The organism is Pseudomonas sp. MWU16-30317 (assembly GCF_020515695.1).
Lineage (GTDB): Bacteria > Pseudomonadota > Gammaproteobacteria > Pseudomonadales > Pseudomonadaceae > Aquipseudomonas.
In genome coordinates, this window is the sequence record NZ_JAIWJA010000003.1 from 794,614 (window position 1) to 811,145 (window position 16,532).

At 63.5% G+C, this 16,532-nt stretch carries 14 protein-coding genes; 10 read left to right on the top strand and 4 right to left on the bottom strand.

Going from position 1 to position 16,532, the window contains the following annotated elements:
* Positions 1-22: 22 nt before the first annotated feature.
* Positions 23-2,200, bottom strand: coding sequence for a malate synthase G (locus LIX93_RS12540; RefSeq protein ID WP_226504349.1), 2,178 nt, complete (start codon positions 2,198-2,200; stop codon positions 23-25).
* A 246-nt stretch (positions 2,201-2,446) separates the two neighbouring features.
* Between LIX93_RS12540 and LIX93_RS12545 the strand changes: the two genes are divergently transcribed.
* On the top strand, positions 2,447-2,965 hold the full coding sequence (locus LIX93_RS12545; RefSeq protein WP_226504350.1) for an ACT domain-containing protein: 519 nt from the start codon (positions 2,447-2,449) through the stop codon (positions 2,963-2,965).
* Between the two features lie 113 nt (positions 2,966-3,078).
* Here the strand turns inward: LIX93_RS12545 and LIX93_RS12550 are convergent, their stop codons facing one another.
* The 3 genes from LIX93_RS12550 to LIX93_RS12560 form a co-directional block, all read right to left on the bottom strand.
* The gene (locus LIX93_RS12550) at positions 3,079-4,053 is read right to left on the bottom strand and encodes a serine/threonine protein kinase (protein ID WP_226504351.1); all 975 of its coding nucleotides are present in this window, start codon (positions 4,051-4,053) and stop codon (positions 3,079-3,081) included.
* A gap of 201 nt (positions 4,054-4,254) precedes the next feature.
* Positions 4,255-5,013 carry a TOBE domain-containing protein gene (locus LIX93_RS12555; protein ID WP_226504352.1) on the bottom strand — a complete coding sequence of 253 codons (759 nt, stop codon included), beginning with the start codon at positions 5,011-5,013 and terminating at the stop codon, positions 4,255-4,257.
* A 213-nt stretch (positions 5,014-5,226) separates the two neighbouring features.
* Entirely contained in the window at positions 5,227-5,982 is a 756-nt protein-coding gene (locus LIX93_RS12560) for a ComF family protein (RefSeq protein ID WP_226504353.1), read from the bottom strand.
* A gap of 92 nt (positions 5,983-6,074) precedes the next feature.
* On the opposite strand from LIX93_RS12560, the gene bioB reads away from it, so the two are divergent.
* From bioB to LIX93_RS12605, 9 genes are all read left to right on the top strand, one after another.
* A complete protein-coding gene (gene bioB / locus LIX93_RS12565; RefSeq protein ID WP_226504354.1) occupies positions 6,075-7,130 on the top strand; it encodes a biotin synthase BioB in 1,056 nt (351 codons plus the stop codon).
* 52 nt (positions 7,131-7,182) lie between these two features.
* A complete protein-coding gene (gene bioF, locus LIX93_RS12570; protein ID WP_226504355.1) occupies positions 7,183-8,355 on the top strand; it encodes an 8-amino-7-oxononanoate synthase in 1,173 nt (390 codons plus the stop codon).
* A complete protein-coding gene (locus tag LIX93_RS12575) occupies positions 8,348-9,073 on the top strand; it encodes an alpha/beta fold hydrolase (protein WP_226504356.1) in 726 nt (241 codons plus the stop codon). Before bioF ends, LIX93_RS12575 begins: the two co-directional genes overlap by 8 nt.
* On the top strand, positions 9,066-9,917 hold the full coding sequence (gene bioC, locus LIX93_RS12580; RefSeq protein WP_226504357.1) for a malonyl-ACP O-methyltransferase BioC: 852 nt from the start codon (positions 9,066-9,068) through the stop codon (positions 9,915-9,917). The genes LIX93_RS12575 and bioC overlap by 8 nt, the downstream gene beginning before the upstream one ends.
* Complete coding sequence (bioD, locus tag LIX93_RS12585; protein ID WP_226504358.1) at positions 9,914-10,597, top strand: dethiobiotin synthase; 684 nt, start codon at positions 9,914-9,916, stop codon at positions 10,595-10,597. Before bioC ends, bioD begins: the two co-directional genes overlap by 4 nt.
* Positions 10,598-10,704: 107 nt before the next feature.
* Positions 10,705-10,998, top strand: a complete 294-nt coding sequence (locus LIX93_RS12590) for a pyrroloquinoline quinone biosynthesis protein PqqE (RefSeq protein ID WP_226504359.1) — start codon at positions 10,705-10,707, stop codon at positions 10,996-10,998.
* A 319-nt stretch (positions 10,999-11,317) separates the two neighbouring features.
* Positions 11,318-13,123, top strand: a complete 1,806-nt coding sequence (locus LIX93_RS12595) for a phenylacyl-CoA dehydrogenase (protein ID WP_226504360.1) — start codon at positions 11,318-11,320, stop codon at positions 13,121-13,123.
* A 229-nt stretch (positions 13,124-13,352) separates the two neighbouring features.
* A complete protein-coding gene (locus tag LIX93_RS12600) occupies positions 13,353-14,639 on the top strand; it encodes a GGDEF domain-containing protein (protein ID WP_226504361.1) in 1,287 nt (428 codons plus the stop codon).
* Positions 14,640-14,731: 92 nt separating this feature from the next.
* The gene (locus LIX93_RS12605) at positions 14,732-16,510 is read left to right on the top strand and encodes an acyl-CoA dehydrogenase C-terminal domain-containing protein (protein WP_226504362.1); all 1,779 of its coding nucleotides are present in this window, start codon (positions 14,732-14,734) and stop codon (positions 16,508-16,510) included.
* The last annotated feature ends 22 nt before the right edge of the window (positions 16,511-16,532 follow it).

A 16,532-nucleotide genomic window follows, 5' to 3' on the forward strand; every position in this document is an offset into this window, starting at 1 on the left:
GGGAGCTGTCTCGCGGCAATACTTACTGCAACTGCCGCGCCTTGAACTCGCGACGGCGACGATGCAACACCGGCTCGGTGTAGCCATTAGGTTGCTTGGCACCTTCGATCACTAACTCCAGCGCCGCCTGGAAAGCGATGTTGGTATCGAAGTCCGGTGCCAGCGGCCGGTACAGCGGGTCGTTGGCGTTCTGCCGATCGACCACCGGCGCCATGCGCTTGAGGCTCTCGACGATCTGCGCTTCGCTGGCCACGCCGTGGCGCAACCAGTTGGCCAGTAGCTGGCTTGAAATCCGCAGCGTGGCGCGGTCTTCCATGAGGCCGATGTCGTTGATGTCCGGCACCTTGGAGCAGCCCACGCCTTGGTCGATCCAACGCACCACGTAACCGAGAATGCCCTGGGAATTGTTGTCCAGTTCGTTCTGGATTTCCTCGGCGCTCCAGTCGGTGTTCGGCGCGAGCGGCAGGGTCAGAATGTCGTCCACCGAGGCCGGGGTACGGCTTTTCAACTCGGCCTGGCGGGCGAACACATCGACCTTGTGATAGTGCAAGGCATGCAGCGCCGCAGCGGTTGGCGAGGGCACCCAGGCGGTGTTGGCGCCGGACAGCGGGTGGGTGATTTTCTGTTCGAGCATGCCCGCCATCAGGTCCGGCATGGCCCACATGCCTTTGCCGATCTGCGCGCGGCCTTGCAGGCCAGTGCTCAGGCCGACATCGACGTTGTTGTTCTCGTAGGCGGCGATCCATTTCTCGGCTTTCATGGCGGCCTTGCGCACTACCGCGCCAGCCTCCATGGAGGTGTGGATCTCGTCACCGGTGCGGTCGAGGAAGCCGGTATTGATGAAGACCACCCGCTCACGCGCTGCACGGATACAGGCCTTGAGGTTGACCGTGGTACGGCGCTCCTCGTCCATGATGCCGACCTTGAGGGTGTTGCGCTTGAGGTGCAGCACCTCTTCGATGCGCTCGAACAGGGTGTTGGTGAAGGCGGCTTCTTCAGGGCCGTGCATCTTCGGTTTGACGATGTACACCGAGCCGGTGCGGCTGTTGCTGCGCAGCGATTTGCCATTGAGGTCGTGGATGGCCGCGAGGCTGGTGATGATGCCGTCGAGGATGCCCTCGGGGACTTCATGGCCTTTGCTGTCGAGGATCGCGTCGATGGTCATCAGGTGGCCGACATTGCGGATGAACAGCAGCGAGCGGCCCGGCAGAATGACTTCACCGCCGTAGACGGTTTTGTAGCGCCGGTCGGGGTTCATGGTGCGGGTGAAGGTGCTGCCGCCCTTGGTGACGTCTTCGCTGAGGTCGCCCTTCATCAGGCCCAGCCAGTTGCGGTAGATGACCACCTTGTCGTCGGCATCGACGGCGGCGACCGAGTCTTCGCAGTCCATGATGGTGGTCAGGGCGGCTTCCATGAGCACGTCCTTGACCCCGGCGGCGTCGGTCTGGCCGACCGGGCTGCTGGCGTCGATCTGGATTTCGAAGTGCAGGCCGTTGTGCTTGAGCAGCACCGCGGTGGGTGCGCTGGCCTCGCCATGGAAACCGATGAACTGCTTGTCGTCGGCCAGGCCCGTGTTGGAGCCGCCCTTGAGGCTGATCACCAGCTTGCCATCGAGGATCTTGTAGGCCGTGGCGTCGACGTGCGAGCCCGCACCCAGGGGCGCGGCTTCGTCGAGGAAGGCGCGGGCGAAGGCGATGACCTTGTCGCCGCGGACCTTGTTGTAGCCCGGGCCTTTGGTAGCACCATTGGCTTCGCTGATGGCGTCGGTGCCATACAGCGCATCGTACAGCGAGCCCCAGCGGGCATTGGAGGCGTTGAGGGCGAAGCGTGCGTTCATCACCGGCACGACGAGCTGCGGGCCGGCCATGCGGGCGATTTCGTCGTCGACGTGTTCGGTGGTCGCCTGGAAGTCATCGGCAGGCGGCAGCAGGTAGCCGATTTCCTTGAGGAACACCTTGTAGGCGAAGGCATCGTGAGGCTGGCCCTGGCGCGCCTTGTGCCAGCCATCGATCTGGCCTTGCAGGGTGTCGCGCTTGCCCAGCATGGTGCGGTTTTTGGGAGCGAGGTCGTTGATGATGCTTTCGACGCCGGACCAGAAGTCGTTGGCACTGAGGCCGGTGCCGGGGATGGCTTCTTCGTTGACGAAATCCAGCAGGACCTTGGCGACCTTAAGGCCACCGACTTGAACGTGTTCAGTCATTGCTTGCCTCACTCTGCGCGGCGTGCGCCGCTGCTCGTATTTGACGTCGATCAATGTATGTAGTGCTCGCGTGGCGATACTACATGAACTTTTTGAAGTTGGGAAAAAGGGTCTTTTGCAGTCCGAATATGACTGTACAGTGCTGCTGAAGTGCCGAATTGTTCCATAGATCAAAATAAACTGTATACAATTTTTTGCCCGCCAGCGCTGCCTATACTCACCCCTTCCAACAAGAGGAACGCGCCCATGGACCATCTAGTACTGACCGTGCTGGCCGCTGACAAGGCCGGGCTGGTGGAAAAAGTCGCACAGTGCATCAGCGAACACAACGGCAACTGGCTGGAAAGCCGCATGGCGCGCATGGCCGGGCAGTTCGCCGGGATCTTGCGCGTGGCCGTACCGGCGCAATCCTGCGACAAGCTGGTGAGCGCTTTGCAGGCGCTCAAGGGTGAAGAGATTCACGTGCAGATCGCTGGGGCGGGCATCGAACAGTCGTGCACCTGGAAGCCGATCGCCATGGAGCTGGTGGGCAATGATCGCCCAGGCATCGTGCGCGACATAACCCGCTTGCTCAGCCAGCAGGGGGTGAATCTAGAACGGTTGGTAACCGACGTGCGCCCAGCCCCGATGAGCAGCGAGCCGCTGTTCCATGCCGAGGCGATGCTGGCGGTGCCGTTGACCTTGTCGCTGGATGCATTGCAGGCACAGTTGGAAACGCTGGCGGATGATTTGATGGTGGAGCTGGTGTTGCGGGCCGAGAATTGATGTGGCCCGCACCGGCCTCTTCGCTGGCAAGCCATGCTCCCACAGAACCGAAGCGTACAACTGTGGGAGCATGGCTTGCCGGCGAAGGGGCCACCCCAGCCAACCCCCTCTACCTAGAACAACCGCAACGGCTCTTCCTGCAGCGCCGATAGCTGCTCGCGCAAGGCCAGAATCTGATCGCCCCAGTAGCGCTCCTGACCGAACCACGGGAAGCTGCGCGGGAACGCGGGGTCGTCCCAGCGGCGCGCCAGCCAGGCGCTGTGGTGCATCAGGCGCAGGGCCCGCAGGGGCTCTATCAGCGCCAGTTCGCGCGGGTTGAAGTCGTGGAATTCGCGGTAACCGTCCATCAGTTCCGACAGCTGACCCAGGCACTCCTGGCGATCGCCGGCCAGCATCATCCACATGTCCTGAACCGCCGGGCCCATGCGGCAGTCGTCAAGGTCGACAATATGGAACACCTCGTCGCGGCACATCATGTTGCCGGGGTGGCAATCGCCGTGCATGCGGATGGCCTGGTAGGGCGTATCGCGGTAGGCCTGCTCAACCCGCTTGAGCAGGTCGCGGGCCACCGACTCGTAGGCCGGCAGCAGGCTGCGCGGGATGAAATTGCCTTCGAGCAGGGTGGTCAGCGAGTCGTGCCCGAAGTTCTGTACCCCCAGAGCTTCGCGGTGCTCGAACGGGCGCGCGGCACCCACGGCGTGCAGGCGCCCCATCAACTGCCCGAGGCGGTAGAGCTGATCGAGGTTGCCTGGCTCTGGCGCGCGGCCGCCACGACGAGGGAACAGGGTGAAGCGAAAGCCCGCGTGCTCGAACAGCGTCTTGCCTTCGTGGGTCATGGGCGCCACCACCGGCACTTCGCAGTCGGCGAGTTCGGCGGTGAAGCTGTGCTCTTCGAGGATCGCCTCGGTGGTCCAGCGGCCCGGACGGTAGAACTTGGCGATCAGCGGCTCGCCATCTTCGATGCCGACCTGATAGACACGGTTCTCGTAGCTGTTGAGGGCCAGAATGCGGGCGTCGCTGAGGAAGCCGATGCTTTCGACGGCATCCAGGACAAGGTCGGGCGTAAGGGTATCGAAGGGGTGGGACATGCTGACTCCTGCGCCGCGGCAGGCGGCCGCGTCCGGCCAGCTATGGTAGCGCAGGCCGAGCTGCAAGTGGGATCGGGATTGGCGAGGGCCGCCACATACCGTGTAGCAAGGGGCTTGCCCCGGTCACGTTGGATCACCCCCCCCCCCTCAAAGTGACGGACTCACCGTAATCGGCGCCAGACAGGCCGCCCCCGCTGCAGGTTAGAGCTGCGTGCCCAGGAGCACGTAGGAGGGCGAAAAAGTGACCTTGAGGGGGCCGTCGACCCGGGCATCGATGCTGGCCAGATGCTGCGCTTCGCTAAGGGCGCACAGCGTCTGGCCGTTGGTCAGGGCGATGCGCACTTCACTGGGCCCGTCGGGGTCGTCGATGATCTGCTGGACGATTCCGCTCAGGCTGTTGTGTCCCTGCGGGGCGGGTTGATCGGCCGCCAGGAGCTGTAGCCAGCCGGCCTTGATCAGGGCCACCACCGGGCTGCCGATTTCCAGTGCCAGGCTGAGGGTGCTGTCGTGGGTGATCTGCGCGTCCAGATGCAGGTCGCCGCCCAGTGCCAGACGCACGATGTCGCTGCGCCCGCGTGAATCGATGCCGACCACGCTCCCTTGCAGCTGGTTGCGGGCACTGGTGCGCAACATCAAGCGACCGAGCAGGTCGAGGTCGCTGGCGTCTTCGGCAGCTTCCAGCACCTGCGCCTGCAGCGCCTGCAGCTTTTGATAGAGGCGCAGGACGCGTTCGCCTTCCGGGGATAGCCGAGCTCCGCCCCCGCCTTTGCCGCCGATGCTGCGGTCTACCAGCGGGGCGATGTTGTTCAACTCATCGATCGCATCCCAGGCACCTTTGTAGCTCATGCCGGCGCTTTTTGCCGCGCGGGTGATCGAGCCTTGCTCGGCGATATGCCGCAGCAACTCGATGCGCTGCGGGCGGCGAGCGAGGTACTGGGAGAGAAGGGTAGGCAGGGGCATGGCGGCGGTTCTTCAACGCGGGAAAGAGCCGACGTTGCTCGTCCGGCGTTGGCAAGTCAAGGGCTGAGCGCTTGAGATCAACAGGCAATATTTCTGTGCAAACGGTGGCGGCCTCTTCGCGGGCAAGCCTTGCTCCCACAGGTGTGCGACTTGAGATCGGCACACCTCTGTGGGAGCAAGGCTTGCCCGCGATGAGGCCGTCAAGATCGCCGATCAACCAGATCCCGAAGAAGGCCGTTCATCAGGCTTGGCCGTACGCGCCAGGCAATACACGTCGACCCGCACCGCTCCGGCGCGTCTCAACAGCAAGGCCAGCGCCTGCGCCGTGGCACCGGTGGTCATCACGTCATCGACAATCGCCACGTGCAGGCCGCGCACCAAGGCTTTATCGGCGAGGCTGAATGCACTGAGCAGATTCTGTCGCCGCGCCGCAGCGTCCAGTTCCTGCTGGGCGCGGGTGGCATAGGGGCGCAACAACAGGCGGTCGTCACAACGGATCTGCAGCAACGGCGCCAGCCAGTGGCCGAGCATCTGCGCCTGATTGAAGCCCCTCTTGCGCAAACGCTGGCGAGCCATGGGCACGGGCAACAGACGCTGCGGCCGTGGCAGCCCATCGGCGAAGGCCTGCAATAGCCAGCGCGCCAACCCCTCGGCAAGCATGCGCCCCAGTGGCCACTGCGCGTTGTGCTTGAAGCGGGTTATCAGGGTGTCGATGGGGAAGCCGTAATGCCATGGCGCTTCGACCCGAGCGAAGGCTGGCGCCTTGCGTCGGCACGGCCCGCATTCCAGGCCGGTCATGGCCAAAGGCAGCGCGCAGATTTCGCAGCGCTCATCAAGCCACGGTAGTTCTCGCTCGCAGGGTTCACACAGGGGATAGGGGTTGTCCGTCAATTCGTCGCAGAGCAAACAGGATTGGTTGATATTTGACCAGATGTAAACCTTGTTAATCGCTGATGGTTGACAGTCCATGCGTCTTCCTTAACTATGCCGCTTATCCGTGTCATGGCTATGGGTATTCCCTTCCCGCAGCCGTTCAGCCCAGCATAAACAAGGAATCGCCGATGAGCGCCAGCATCAATGCAACTACTCGTCACGACTGGTCTCTGGCCGAGGTCAAAGCTCTGTTCGTCCAGCCCTTCAACGACTTGTTGTTTCAGGCGCAAACCGTTCACCGTGCGCATTTCGACGCCAATCGCGTGCAAGTTTCCACATTGTTGTCGATCAAGACGGGTGCCTGCCCAGAGGATTGCAAATATTGTCCGCAGTCCGGCCACTACAACACCGGGCTCGAAAAAGAAAAGCTCATGGAAGTGCAGAAGGTCCTCGAAGAGGCGGCACGTGCCAAGGCTATCGGCTCGACGCGCTTCTGCATGGGTGCCGCCTGGAAGCACCCGTCGGCCAAGGATATGCCTTACGTGTTGAAGATGGTCGCCGGGGTCAAGGCCTTGGGGCTCGAAACCTGCATGACCCTGGGCAAGCTCGACCAGGAGCAGACCCAGGCGCTCGCCGAGGCCGGGCTGGACTATTACAACCACAACCTCGACACCTCGCCGGAGTTCTACGGCAGCATCATCACCACCCGCACCTACGGCGAGCGCCTGGAGACCCTGGCCTACGTGCGTGATGCCGGGATGAAGATCTGTTCCGGCGGCATCCTCGGCATGGGCGAGTCGCTGGATGACCGCGCCGGCCTGCTGATCCAGCTGGCCAACCTGCCGGAGCACCCGGAATCGGTGCCGATCAACATGCTGGTGAAGGTCAAGGGCACGCCGCTGGAAAACGCCGATGACGTCGATCCGTTCGACTTCATCCGCATGCTTGCTGTCGCGCGGATCATGATGCCGCAGTCCCACGTGCGCCTGTCGGCCGGTCGCGAGGCGATGAACGAGCAGATGCAGGCCCTGGCGTTCTTTGCGGGCGCCAATTCGATTTTCTACGGCGACAAGCTGCTGACCACCGCCAACCCGCAGGCCGACAAGGACATGCAGCTGTTCGCGCGCCTGGGCATTCAGCCAGAAGCCGGTTATGAACACGCCGATGAAGTGCACCAGGCGGCCATCGAGCAGGCATTGGTGGAGCAGAAGAGCAGCGAGCTGTTCTACGACGCGGCGGTCTGAGCAAACCATAGAATCTCCCACAGGAGAACCGAGGCACCCTGAGATTTTGAATATGCCCTTCGACCTGCGCGCTCGCCTCGACGAGCGCCGCGCTGCTGATCTGTACCGCCAACGGCCACTGCTGCAAAGCCCGCAAGGGCCGCAGGTGGTGGTCGATGGCCAAGCGCTGATCGCCTTCTGCAACAACGACTATCTGGGCCTGGCCAATCACCCCGAAGTGATCAAGGCCTGGCAGGCCGGTGCCGAGCGCTGGGGTGTGGGCGGTGGCGCTTCGCATCTGGTGATCGGCCACAGCGGCCCTCATCACGCCCTCGAGGAGGCTTTGGCCGAGCTCACCGGCCGGCCCCGCGCGCTGCTGTTCACCACGGGCTACATGGCCAACCTCGGTACGGTCACGGCGCTGGTGGGGCAGGGCGACACGGTGCTGCAAGATCGCCTCAACCATGCCTCGTTGCTCGACGCCGGCTTGCTCAGCGGCGCGCGTTTCAATCGCTATCTGCACAACGACGCGCACAGCCTGAGCGCGCGGCTCGACAAGGCCGTGGGCGACACGCTGGTGGTCACCGACGGCGTGTTCAGCATGGATGGCGATGTCGCCGATTTGCCCGCCCTGGCCAAGGTCGCCAAGGCCCGCGGCGCCTGGTTGATGGTCGATGACGCCCATGGCTTCGGCACCCTGGGCGCCAGCGGCGGCGGGGTGGTCGAGCATTTCGGCCTGAGCCAGGACGACGTGCCGGTGTTGATCGGCACCCTGGGCAAGGGCTTCGGCACTGCGGGCGCCTTCGTGGCCGGCAGCGACGATCTGATCGAAGCGCTGGTGCAGTTCGCCCGGCCCTACATCTACACGACCAGCCAGCCGCCGGCGCTGGCCTGCGCCACGCTCAAAAGTCTTGAACTGCTGCGCACCGAGCACTGGCGCCGCGAGCATCTGGCGCGTTTGATCGCCCAGTTTCGCCATGGCGCCGAGCAGCTCGGCCTGAGCCTGATGGACAGCTTCACGCCCATCCAGCCCATTATGATCGGCAACAGCGCCCGCGCTCTGAGGCTGTCGAAAATGCTCCGCGATCGCGGCCTGCTGGTGACCGCCATCCGCCCGCCAACCGTGCCCAACGGCAGTGCCCGTTTGCGCGTGACGCTCTCGGCGGCCCACAGCGAGGCCCAGGTGCAGCTATTGTTGAACGCATTGGCCGAGTGCTATCCGCTGCTGGAGCCCGAAGATGCGTGACCGTTTGATTCTGCTGCCGGGCTGGGGCCTGGGCATATCGCCGATGCAACCGCTGGCGGCGGCGCTGCAGGGGCTGGACGAGCGCCTTCGGGTGGATATCGAGCCGCTGCCGGCGCTTGATTCCCATGACGTGGACGAGTGGCTCGACGAGCTCGACGCCACGTTGCCGCTGGACACCTGGTTGGGCGGCTGGTCGCTGGGCGGCATGCTCGCCGCCGAGCTGGCGGCGCGCCGTGGCGAGCGTTGCTGCGGGCTGCTGACGTTGGCCAGCAACGCCTGCTTTGTCGCCCGTGAAGATTGGCCCCACGCCATGAGCGGCGAGCTGTTCGAGGCGTTCTTGGCGGGCTGTCAGGAGTCGCCTCTGCAAACGCTCAAGCGCTTCAGCCTGCTGTGTGCCCAAGGCGCCGTGGACGATCCGCGCGGGCTGTCCAGGCTGTTGAGTGCCGCTGCACCGTCGGCGGCACTGGAGCCAGGGCTGCAAGTCCTCGCTCGGTTGGACACCCGCGCCGCCTTGCAGGCCTATCGTGGGCCGCAATTTCACCTGTTTGCCGGCGCCGATGCGCTGGTGCCGGCCGAAGTCGCCGGGGAGTTGCTGGCGCTGTTGCCCGACGTCGAAATCGGCCTGATCGAACAGGCCAGCCACGCGTTCGTGGTGGAAGACCCCCACGGTGTCGCGGGCGCTATTCAAGCTTTTTTACATGAGTCCGGTGATGACTGATTTGAGTGTGAGCGACGTCAACAGGGTGCAGTTGCCCGTGCCGGTGGACAGCCTGCCGGACAAACGCCAGGTGGCGGCGTCGTTTTCTCGCGCGGCGGCCAGCTATGACAGCGTCGCGCAGTTGCAACGTGATGTCGGCCAGGCCTTGCTGGCGCGTCTGCCAGCCACCCTTAGCGTAGATCGGTGGATCGATCTGGGCAGCGGCACCGGGCACTTCAGCCGGGTGCTGGCCGAGCGCTTCCCCCAGGCCGAGGGTGTGGCGGTGGATATTGCCGAAGGCATGTTGCGCCATGCGCGGGCCCTCGGTGGGGCGCAGCAGTACATCGTTGGTGATGCCGAGCAGCTGCCCCTGGCAGATGCCAGCGGCGACCTGCTGTTTTCGAGCCTGGCGGTGCAGTGGTGCGGCGACTTCGCTGCGGTGCTGGCCGAGGCCTCGCGCGTGTTGCGCCCAGGAGGCGTGATGGCGTTCGCCAGCCTGTGTGACGGTACGCTGTTCGAGCTGCGCGACAGTTGGCGCGCCGTGGATTCCAGTGTGCACGTCAATCGCTTCCGGCCGCTGACGCGCTACCAGCAGTTGTGCGCCGAGAGCGGCCTGCAGGTGTTGACGTTGGAGGCTGTGCCTCACGTGCTGCACTATGGCGACGTGCGCGACCTGACCCACGAGCTCAAGGCCCTCGGCGCGCACAATATCAACCCGGGTCGCCCTGGCGGGTTGACGGGTCGCCAGCGCATCAAAGGGCTGATCGATGCCTACGAAGGTTTGCGCCAGCCGGCCGGGCTGCCGGCGACCTATCAAGTGATCTATGGGGTGATGCACAAGCCGGCTTCGGGAGTTCGTTCATGACGGCTGCGTTTTTTATCGCCGGTACCGATACCGACGTCGGCAAGACCACGGTGGCCGCCGGCCTGTTGCACGCCGCCAGGCTCAACGGCCTCAGCACCTTGGGCGCCAAACCTGTGGCCTCGGGCTGCGACGTCACACCCAAGGGCCTGCGCAACAGCGACGCCCTGGCCCTGATTGCTGAAAGCTCGGTCAAGCTGCCCTACGAGCAGGTCAATCCCTTCGCCTTCGAGCCGGCCATCGCTCCTCATCTGGCCGCACGGGAAGCGGGCGTGGCCCTGGGTGTGCAAGGGTTGCTGGCGCCGATGCGGCATATTCTGGCCCAGCAAGCGGACTTCACCTTGATCGAAGGCGCGGGTGGCTGGCGGGTGCCGTTGTCGGACCAGGCCAATCTGTCCGATCTGGCCATGGCGCTCAAATTGCCGGTGATTCTGGTGGTGGGCGTGCGGTTGGGCTGTATCAGCCACGCGCTGCTGAGCGCCGAGGCCATCGCGCGGGACGGCTTGCATCTGGCGGGGTGGGTGGCCAATGTCATTGATTCCAAGACCTCCAGGCTAGAGGAGAACCTCGCGACTCTGGCCGAGCGTCTGCCCGCACCGTGCCTGGGGCGGGTGCCGCGCATCAGGGGCATATCGGCGGAGTTGGTAGCGGGGTATATCGAGCTGGACTTGCTGGATCTTTAGTCAGGTTTGCGGGTTGCGTCACAGACCGTCAGTCTTATTGGCGGGATTTTATTGGCGGTAGGTGGTTTACTAGTGTCTATTAGCCATCCACCCAGTGGAGTCGCGCCATGGACATCAGCTCCAGTACTTCGTACAGTTCTTACAACTCCGGCCTGTCCGCCATTCAGACAGGTCTGACGCGTCTGGACCAAGCCTCCAGCGATATCGCCAACAGCGCGTCCGCCACCAGCCAGTCGTCGAATTATCAAGCCGAGCGCCTGCGTGGCGTGGATCGTAGCCAGCTGGACCCCGCCAGCGCTGCTGTCGAAATGATCCAGGCGCAGATTCAGGTGCAGGCCGGCACCAAGGTCGAAAAGGCCGCCGATCAAGCGCTCGGGTCGTTGATCGATATATACGCCTGATCCATAGCGGTTTTGCACGTTCGCTAGGTCTATAGGCCTCTTCGCGGGCCATTTCTGCAAAATCGCAATCATCTTTCAGTGCTCATCCAATCCTCGCCGTTTGTCTGAATGTTGCGTCCATTCGAGCGGCGCGATGGCTTTGCCGTGCCCGCGACAACGTGCCTCTTGCCATCCCCCGCCGAGCGACGCTTGACAATCGGGGTAGCCGAAACGTATGTTTCAAACACCTGTTTGACCTGCGCGGAAAATATTCCCTGTCGCGCAGCGCGGCTTTCCTTGAAAAGCCATCACCCAAGTTCATCAGCAGAGGTTTATCGCTATGCCTGACTACAAGGCCCCCTTGCGTGACATTCGTTTCGTCCGTGACGAACTGCTCGGGTACGAAGCGCACTACCAGAGCCTGCCAGGCTGCGAAGACGCCACTCCGGACATGGTCTCGGCCATTCTCGAGGAAGGCGCCAAGTTCTGTGAACAGGTGCTGGGCCCGCTGAACCGCGTGGGTGATACCGAAGGCTGCACCTGGAGCGAATCCGGGGTCAAAACGCCGACCGGCTTCAAGCAAGCCTACGAGCAGTTCGTCGAAGGCGGCTGGCCGAGCCTGGCGCACGACGTTGCCCACGGCGGCCAAGGCCTGCCGGAATCCTTGGGGCTGGCAGTCAGCGAAATGGTCGGCGGCGCCAACTGGTCGTGGGGCATGTACCCCGGCCTGTCCCATGGCGCGATGAACACCATCTCCGCCCACGGCACCCCTGAACAGCAAGAGGCCTACCTGACCAAGCTGGTCTCGGGTGAGTGGACCGGCACCATGTGCCTGACCGAATCCCACTGCGGTACCGACCTGGGCATGCTGCGCACCAAGGCCGAGCCGCAGGCCGATGGGTCCTACAAGATCACCGGCACCAAGATCTTCATCTCTGCCGGTGAACACGACATGGCCGAGAACATCATCCACATCGTGCTGGCGCGCCTGCCCGATGCGCCGGCAGGCACCAAGGGGATCTCGCTGTTCATCGTGCCGAAGATCCTGCCGAGCATCGAAGGCAGCCTGGGCGAACGCAACGCGGTCACCTGTGGCTCCATCGAACACAAGATGGGCATCCACGGCAACGCCACCTGCGTGATGAACTTCGACGCCGCCACCGGTTACTTGATCGGCCCGGCCAACAAGGGCCTGAACTGCATGTTCACGTTCATGAACACCGCGCGGTTGGGCACTGCACTGCAAGGCCTGGCACACGCCGAAGTGGCCTTCCAGGGCGGCCTCAAGTACGCCCGCGATCGCGTGCAGATGCGCTCGCTGACCGGCCCCAAGGCGCCGGACAAAGCCGCCGACCCGATCATCGTGCACCCTGATGTGCGACGCATGCTGCTGACCATGAAGGCCTTCGCCGAGGGTACTCGGGCGATGGTCTACTTCACTGCCAAGCTGGTCGACGTGGTCAAGTACAGCCAGGACGAAGAAGAGCGCAAGCGTGCCGACGCGCTGCTGGCGTTCATGACCCCGATTGCCAAGGCGTTCATGACCGAAGTCGGTTTCGAATCGGCCAACCACGGCGTGCAGATCTATGGCGGCCACGGCTTCATCGCCGAGTGGGGCATGGAGCAGAACGTGCGCGACAGCCGTATCTCGATGCTCTACGAGGGCACCACCGGCATCCAGGCGCTCGACCTGCTGGGCCGCAAAGTGCTGATGACCCAGGGCGAAGCGCTCAAGGGCTTCACCAAGATCGTCCACAAGTTCTGCCAGGCCAATGAAGGTGTCGAGGCCGTCAGCGAGTTCGTTACACCCTTGGCGCAACTGAACAAGGAGTGGGGCGAGATCACGATGAAGGTCGGCATGGCGGCGATGAAGGACCGTGAAGAGGTCGGCGCGGCGTCGGTGGATTACCTGATGTATTCCGGTTATGCCTGCCTGGCATACTTCTGGGCCGACATGGCGCGTCTGGCGGCCGAGAAACTCGCTGCCGGCACTACCGAGGAGGCGTTCTACACGGCCAAGCTGCAGACGGCGCGCTTCTACTTCCAGCGGATCCTGCCGCGCACCCGCACGCATGTGGCGGCGATGCTGTCGGGTGCGGGCAACCTGATGCAGATGGATGAAGAGGCGTTCGGCCTCTCTTACTGAGTACTGCGCATGACTTGCCGGCCCGTTCGCCGCCAAACGCGCACCCTTGCTCCCACAGTCGCGCACTGCGGGAGCAAGGGTGCGAACTCGGCAGCGAAGGGGCCCTCAAGACCACAGTCACTCACCCCCGCTACATCCCGATCCGATTAAACCCTAAACCTTTCCAACTTCCGGCCGATACAGATGCAGGCACAATGCCATGCACTGTTTGACGGCCGGAGTTTTGCCTTTGCCGCGTTTATCTGCTGCTCGAATCAGCCATTTCCTGCCCTCGCTGGTGTTGCTGCTGGCCGGGCTGGCGGCAGCCTATGTGCGCGATTTGAACGTGTTCTTCACATCGCTGTTCAACGTCCTGCCGACGCTGGTGCTACTGCTGGGGGGCGCCTATTGCGCAGTCTATCGGCGCCAGCGCGAGCTGTTCCTGATGGTCACGGTGTACATCGCCTACTATCTGCTCGATACGCAGACCGATTTCTACCGCGACAATGGCAAGCTGCGCGAAGACGCGGCGGTGGTCTTCCATCTGGTCTGTCTGATATTGCCGATGCTCTACGGACTGTTCGGCGCTTGGGCGGAACGCACTCATCTGTTTCAGGATATCGTCGCCCGCTGCGCGGTGCTGCTGGCCGTCAGCGCGGTAGCGCTGGGCCTGGAGCAGAGCTTTCCAGCGGCCTTGCTCGACTGGCTGGCGGACATCCGCTGGCCGTCGCTGCACGGCCAATGGATGAGCCTGATCCAGCTCGCCTACCCGATGTTCTTCATCGCCTTCGTGGTGCTCACGGTGCAGTACGTGCGCTTTCCACGGCCGTTGCATGCCGCGCAACTGGTGGGCCTGATCGGGATGTTCTGGGCCCTGCCGAAGACCTTCATCCTGCCCTTCACCCTGAACATTCTGTGCAGCCAGGTGATGCTGATGATCGCCGCGGCGGTGGCCCACGAGGCCTATCAGATGGCCTTTCGTGACGAGCTCACCGGGCTGCCGGGCCGCCGCGCGCTCAACGAGCGCATGCAACGCCTGGGGCGCAATTACGTGCTGGCAATGACCGACGTCGACCACTTCAAGAAATTCAACGATACCCACGGCCACGACGTCGGCGATCAGGTGCTGCGCCTGGTCGCCAGCAAGCTGTCGAAAGTCAGCGGCGGCGGGCGCGCGTATCGCTATGGCGGGGAGGAGTTCGCCCTGGTCTTCGCCGGCAAGACCCTGGAAGAGTGCATGCCGCATCTCGAAGTGATCCGCGGCGTGATTGCTGCCTACAACATTCAGCTGCGCAACCCCGATCGCCCGCAGGATGACCTGCAGGGGCGTCAGCGCCGGGCGGGTTCAGCGGCGACCAGCGTGTCGGTCACGGTGAGCATCGGCGTGTGCGAGCGGATGCCCGAGCAGCGCACCCCCGAGGAAGTCCTCAAGGCCGCCGACCAGGCGTTGTATGCCGCCAAAGGTGCCGGCCGCAATTGCGTGGTCAGCTATGGCCAGAACCGCCGTGGCGCGGTGCGTACTGCTGCGACTGCGTGACCGACCAGTCACAAGTCGACGCTATGTCTCCGAAAAGTTGTTGGGCTACACTGCCCTGATTCGACTTTTCCAGCTCTGTTCTAGAGGTTGCCATGGCTGACTACAAAGCGCCCCTGCGCGATATGCGCTTCATCCTCAACGAAGTCTTCGATGTGTCCAGCCAGTGGGCGCAGTTGCCGGCCCTTGCCGAAGTCGTGGATGCCGACACCGTCGAGGCCATTCTAGAAGAGGCGGGCAAAGTCACCAGCAAAGGCATCGCGCCGCTGAGCCGAGCGGCCGATGAAGAAGGCTGCCACTGGCACGACGGCGCAGTCACCACCCCGGCTGGCTTCCTCCAGGCCTATCGCACCTACGCCGAGGGCGGCTGGGTAGGTGTTGGCGGCGACCCGCAATTCGGCGGCATGGGCATGCCCAAGGTGGTGTCGGCCCAAGTCGAGGAAATGGTCAACTCCGCCAGCCTGTCGTTCGGCCTGTACCCGATGCTCACCGCTGGCGCCTGCCTGTCGATCCTCGCTCACGCCAGCGAAGCGCTCAAACAGGCGTATCTGCCCAATATGTACGCGGGCGTGTGGGCCGGCTCCATGTGCCTCACCGAAGCTCATGCGGGGACCGATCTGGGCATCATCCGCACCAAGGCCGAACCCCAGGCCAATGGCAGCTACAAGGTCAGCGGCACCAAGATCTTCATCACCGGCGGTGAGCACGACCTCACCGAAAACATCATCCACCTGGTACTGGCCAAGCTACCCGATGCGCCGGCGGGGCCCAAGGGCATCTCGTTGTTCCTGGTGCCCAAGTTTCTGGTCAACGCCGATGGCAGCCTGGGTGAGCGCAATCCGGTGACCTGCGGCTCCATCGAGCACAAGATGGGCATCCAGGCCTCGGCCACGTGTGTGATGAACTTCGACGCCGCCGAAGGTTATATCGTCGGCGAGCCGAACAAGGGCCTGGCGGCGATGTTCACCATGATGAACTACGAGCGCCTCGGCGTTGGTATTCAGGGCCTGGCGTCGGGCGAGCGCTCGTACCAGAACGCCGTGGACTACGCTCGCGATCGCCTGCAGAGCCGGTCGCCCACTGGCGCGCAAGCCAAGGACAAAGTCGCCGACCCGATCATCGTCCACCCCGATGTGCGGCGCATGCTGCTGACCATGAAGGCTAGCAACGAAGGCGGCCGGGCCTTCTCCTCGTACGTGGCGCTGCAACTCGACCGCGCCAAGTTCAGCGAAGAGGCCACCGAGCGCAAACGTGCCGAAGACTTGGTGGCCTTGCTGACGCCGGTCGCCAAGGCGTTCCTGACGGACCTGGGCCTGGAAACCACCGTGCATGGCCAGCAGATTTTCGGCGGCCACGGCTACATCCGCGAATGGGGCCAGGAACAACTGGTGCGCGACGTGCGCATCACCCAGATCTACGAAGGCACCAACGGCATCCAGGCCCTCGACCTGATAGGCCGCAAGGTGGTGGGCAACGGCGGCGCGTCGTACAAGATCTTCGCTGAAGAAATCCGCTGGTTCATCGCCGATACCGGCGGCGCCATGGCCGAGTTCACCAAGCCGTTGGGCGCTGCACTGGACAACCTCGATCAGCTGACCACCTGGGTCATCGACAAGGCACTGCACAATCCCCAGGAAATCGGCGCTGCCTCGGTGGAATACCTGCAAGTGTTCGGCTACACCGCCTATGCCTATATGTGGGCATTGATGGCCCAGGCGGCGCTGGGCAAGGAAGATCAGGAGGCGTTCTACGCCAGCAAGCTCGGTACAGCGCGGTTCTTTTTTGCCCGCTTGCTGCCGCGCATCCATTCACTGACGGCCTCGGTCAAGGCGGGCAGCGAATCCCTGTATCTACTGGATGCCGAGCAATTCTGAGTGCTGTAAGCGTTTGCTTACA

What these genes read in the sequence shown, in the direction of transcription:
- LIX93_RS12560 (WP_226504353.1), bottom strand. Translation starts at nt 5,982, where the DNA reads ATGGACTGTCAACCATCAGCGATTAACAAGGTTTACATCTGGTCAAAT.
- bioC (WP_226504357.1), top strand. Translation starts at nt 9,066, where the DNA reads ATGACTGATTTGAGTGTGAGCGACGTCAACAGGGTGCAGTTGCCCGTG.
- LIX93_RS12590 (WP_226504359.1), top strand. Translation starts at nt 10,705, where the DNA reads ATGGACATCAGCTCCAGTACTTCGTACAGTTCTTACAACTCCGGCCTG.
- LIX93_RS12550 (WP_226504351.1), bottom strand. Translation starts at nt 4,053, where the DNA reads ATGTCCCACCCCTTCGATACCCTTACGCCCGACCTTGTCCTGGATGCC.
- bioD (WP_226504358.1), top strand. Translation starts at nt 9,914, where the DNA reads ATGACGGCTGCGTTTTTTATCGCCGGTACCGATACCGACGTCGGCAAG.
- bioF (WP_226504355.1), top strand. Translation starts at nt 7,183, where the DNA reads ATGCCCTTCGACCTGCGCGCTCGCCTCGACGAGCGCCGCGCTGCTGAT.
- bioB (WP_226504354.1), top strand. Translation starts at nt 6,075, where the DNA reads ATGAGCGCCAGCATCAATGCAACTACTCGTCACGACTGGTCTCTGGCC.
- LIX93_RS12540 (WP_226504349.1), bottom strand. Translation starts at nt 2,200, where the DNA reads ATGACTGAACACGTTCAAGTCGGTGGCCTTAAGGTCGCCAAGGTCCTG.
- LIX93_RS12555 (WP_226504352.1), bottom strand. Translation starts at nt 5,013, where the DNA reads ATGCCCCTGCCTACCCTTCTCTCCCAGTACCTCGCTCGCCGCCCGCAG.
- LIX93_RS12605 (WP_226504362.1), top strand. Translation starts at nt 14,732, where the DNA reads ATGGCTGACTACAAAGCGCCCCTGCGCGATATGCGCTTCATCCTCAAC.
- LIX93_RS12595 (WP_226504360.1), top strand. Translation starts at nt 11,318, where the DNA reads ATGCCTGACTACAAGGCCCCCTTGCGTGACATTCGTTTCGTCCGTGAC.
- LIX93_RS12575 (WP_226504356.1), top strand. Translation starts at nt 8,348, where the DNA reads ATGCGTGACCGTTTGATTCTGCTGCCGGGCTGGGGCCTGGGCATATCG.
- LIX93_RS12545 (WP_226504350.1), top strand. Translation starts at nt 2,447, where the DNA reads ATGGACCATCTAGTACTGACCGTGCTGGCCGCTGACAAGGCCGGGCTG.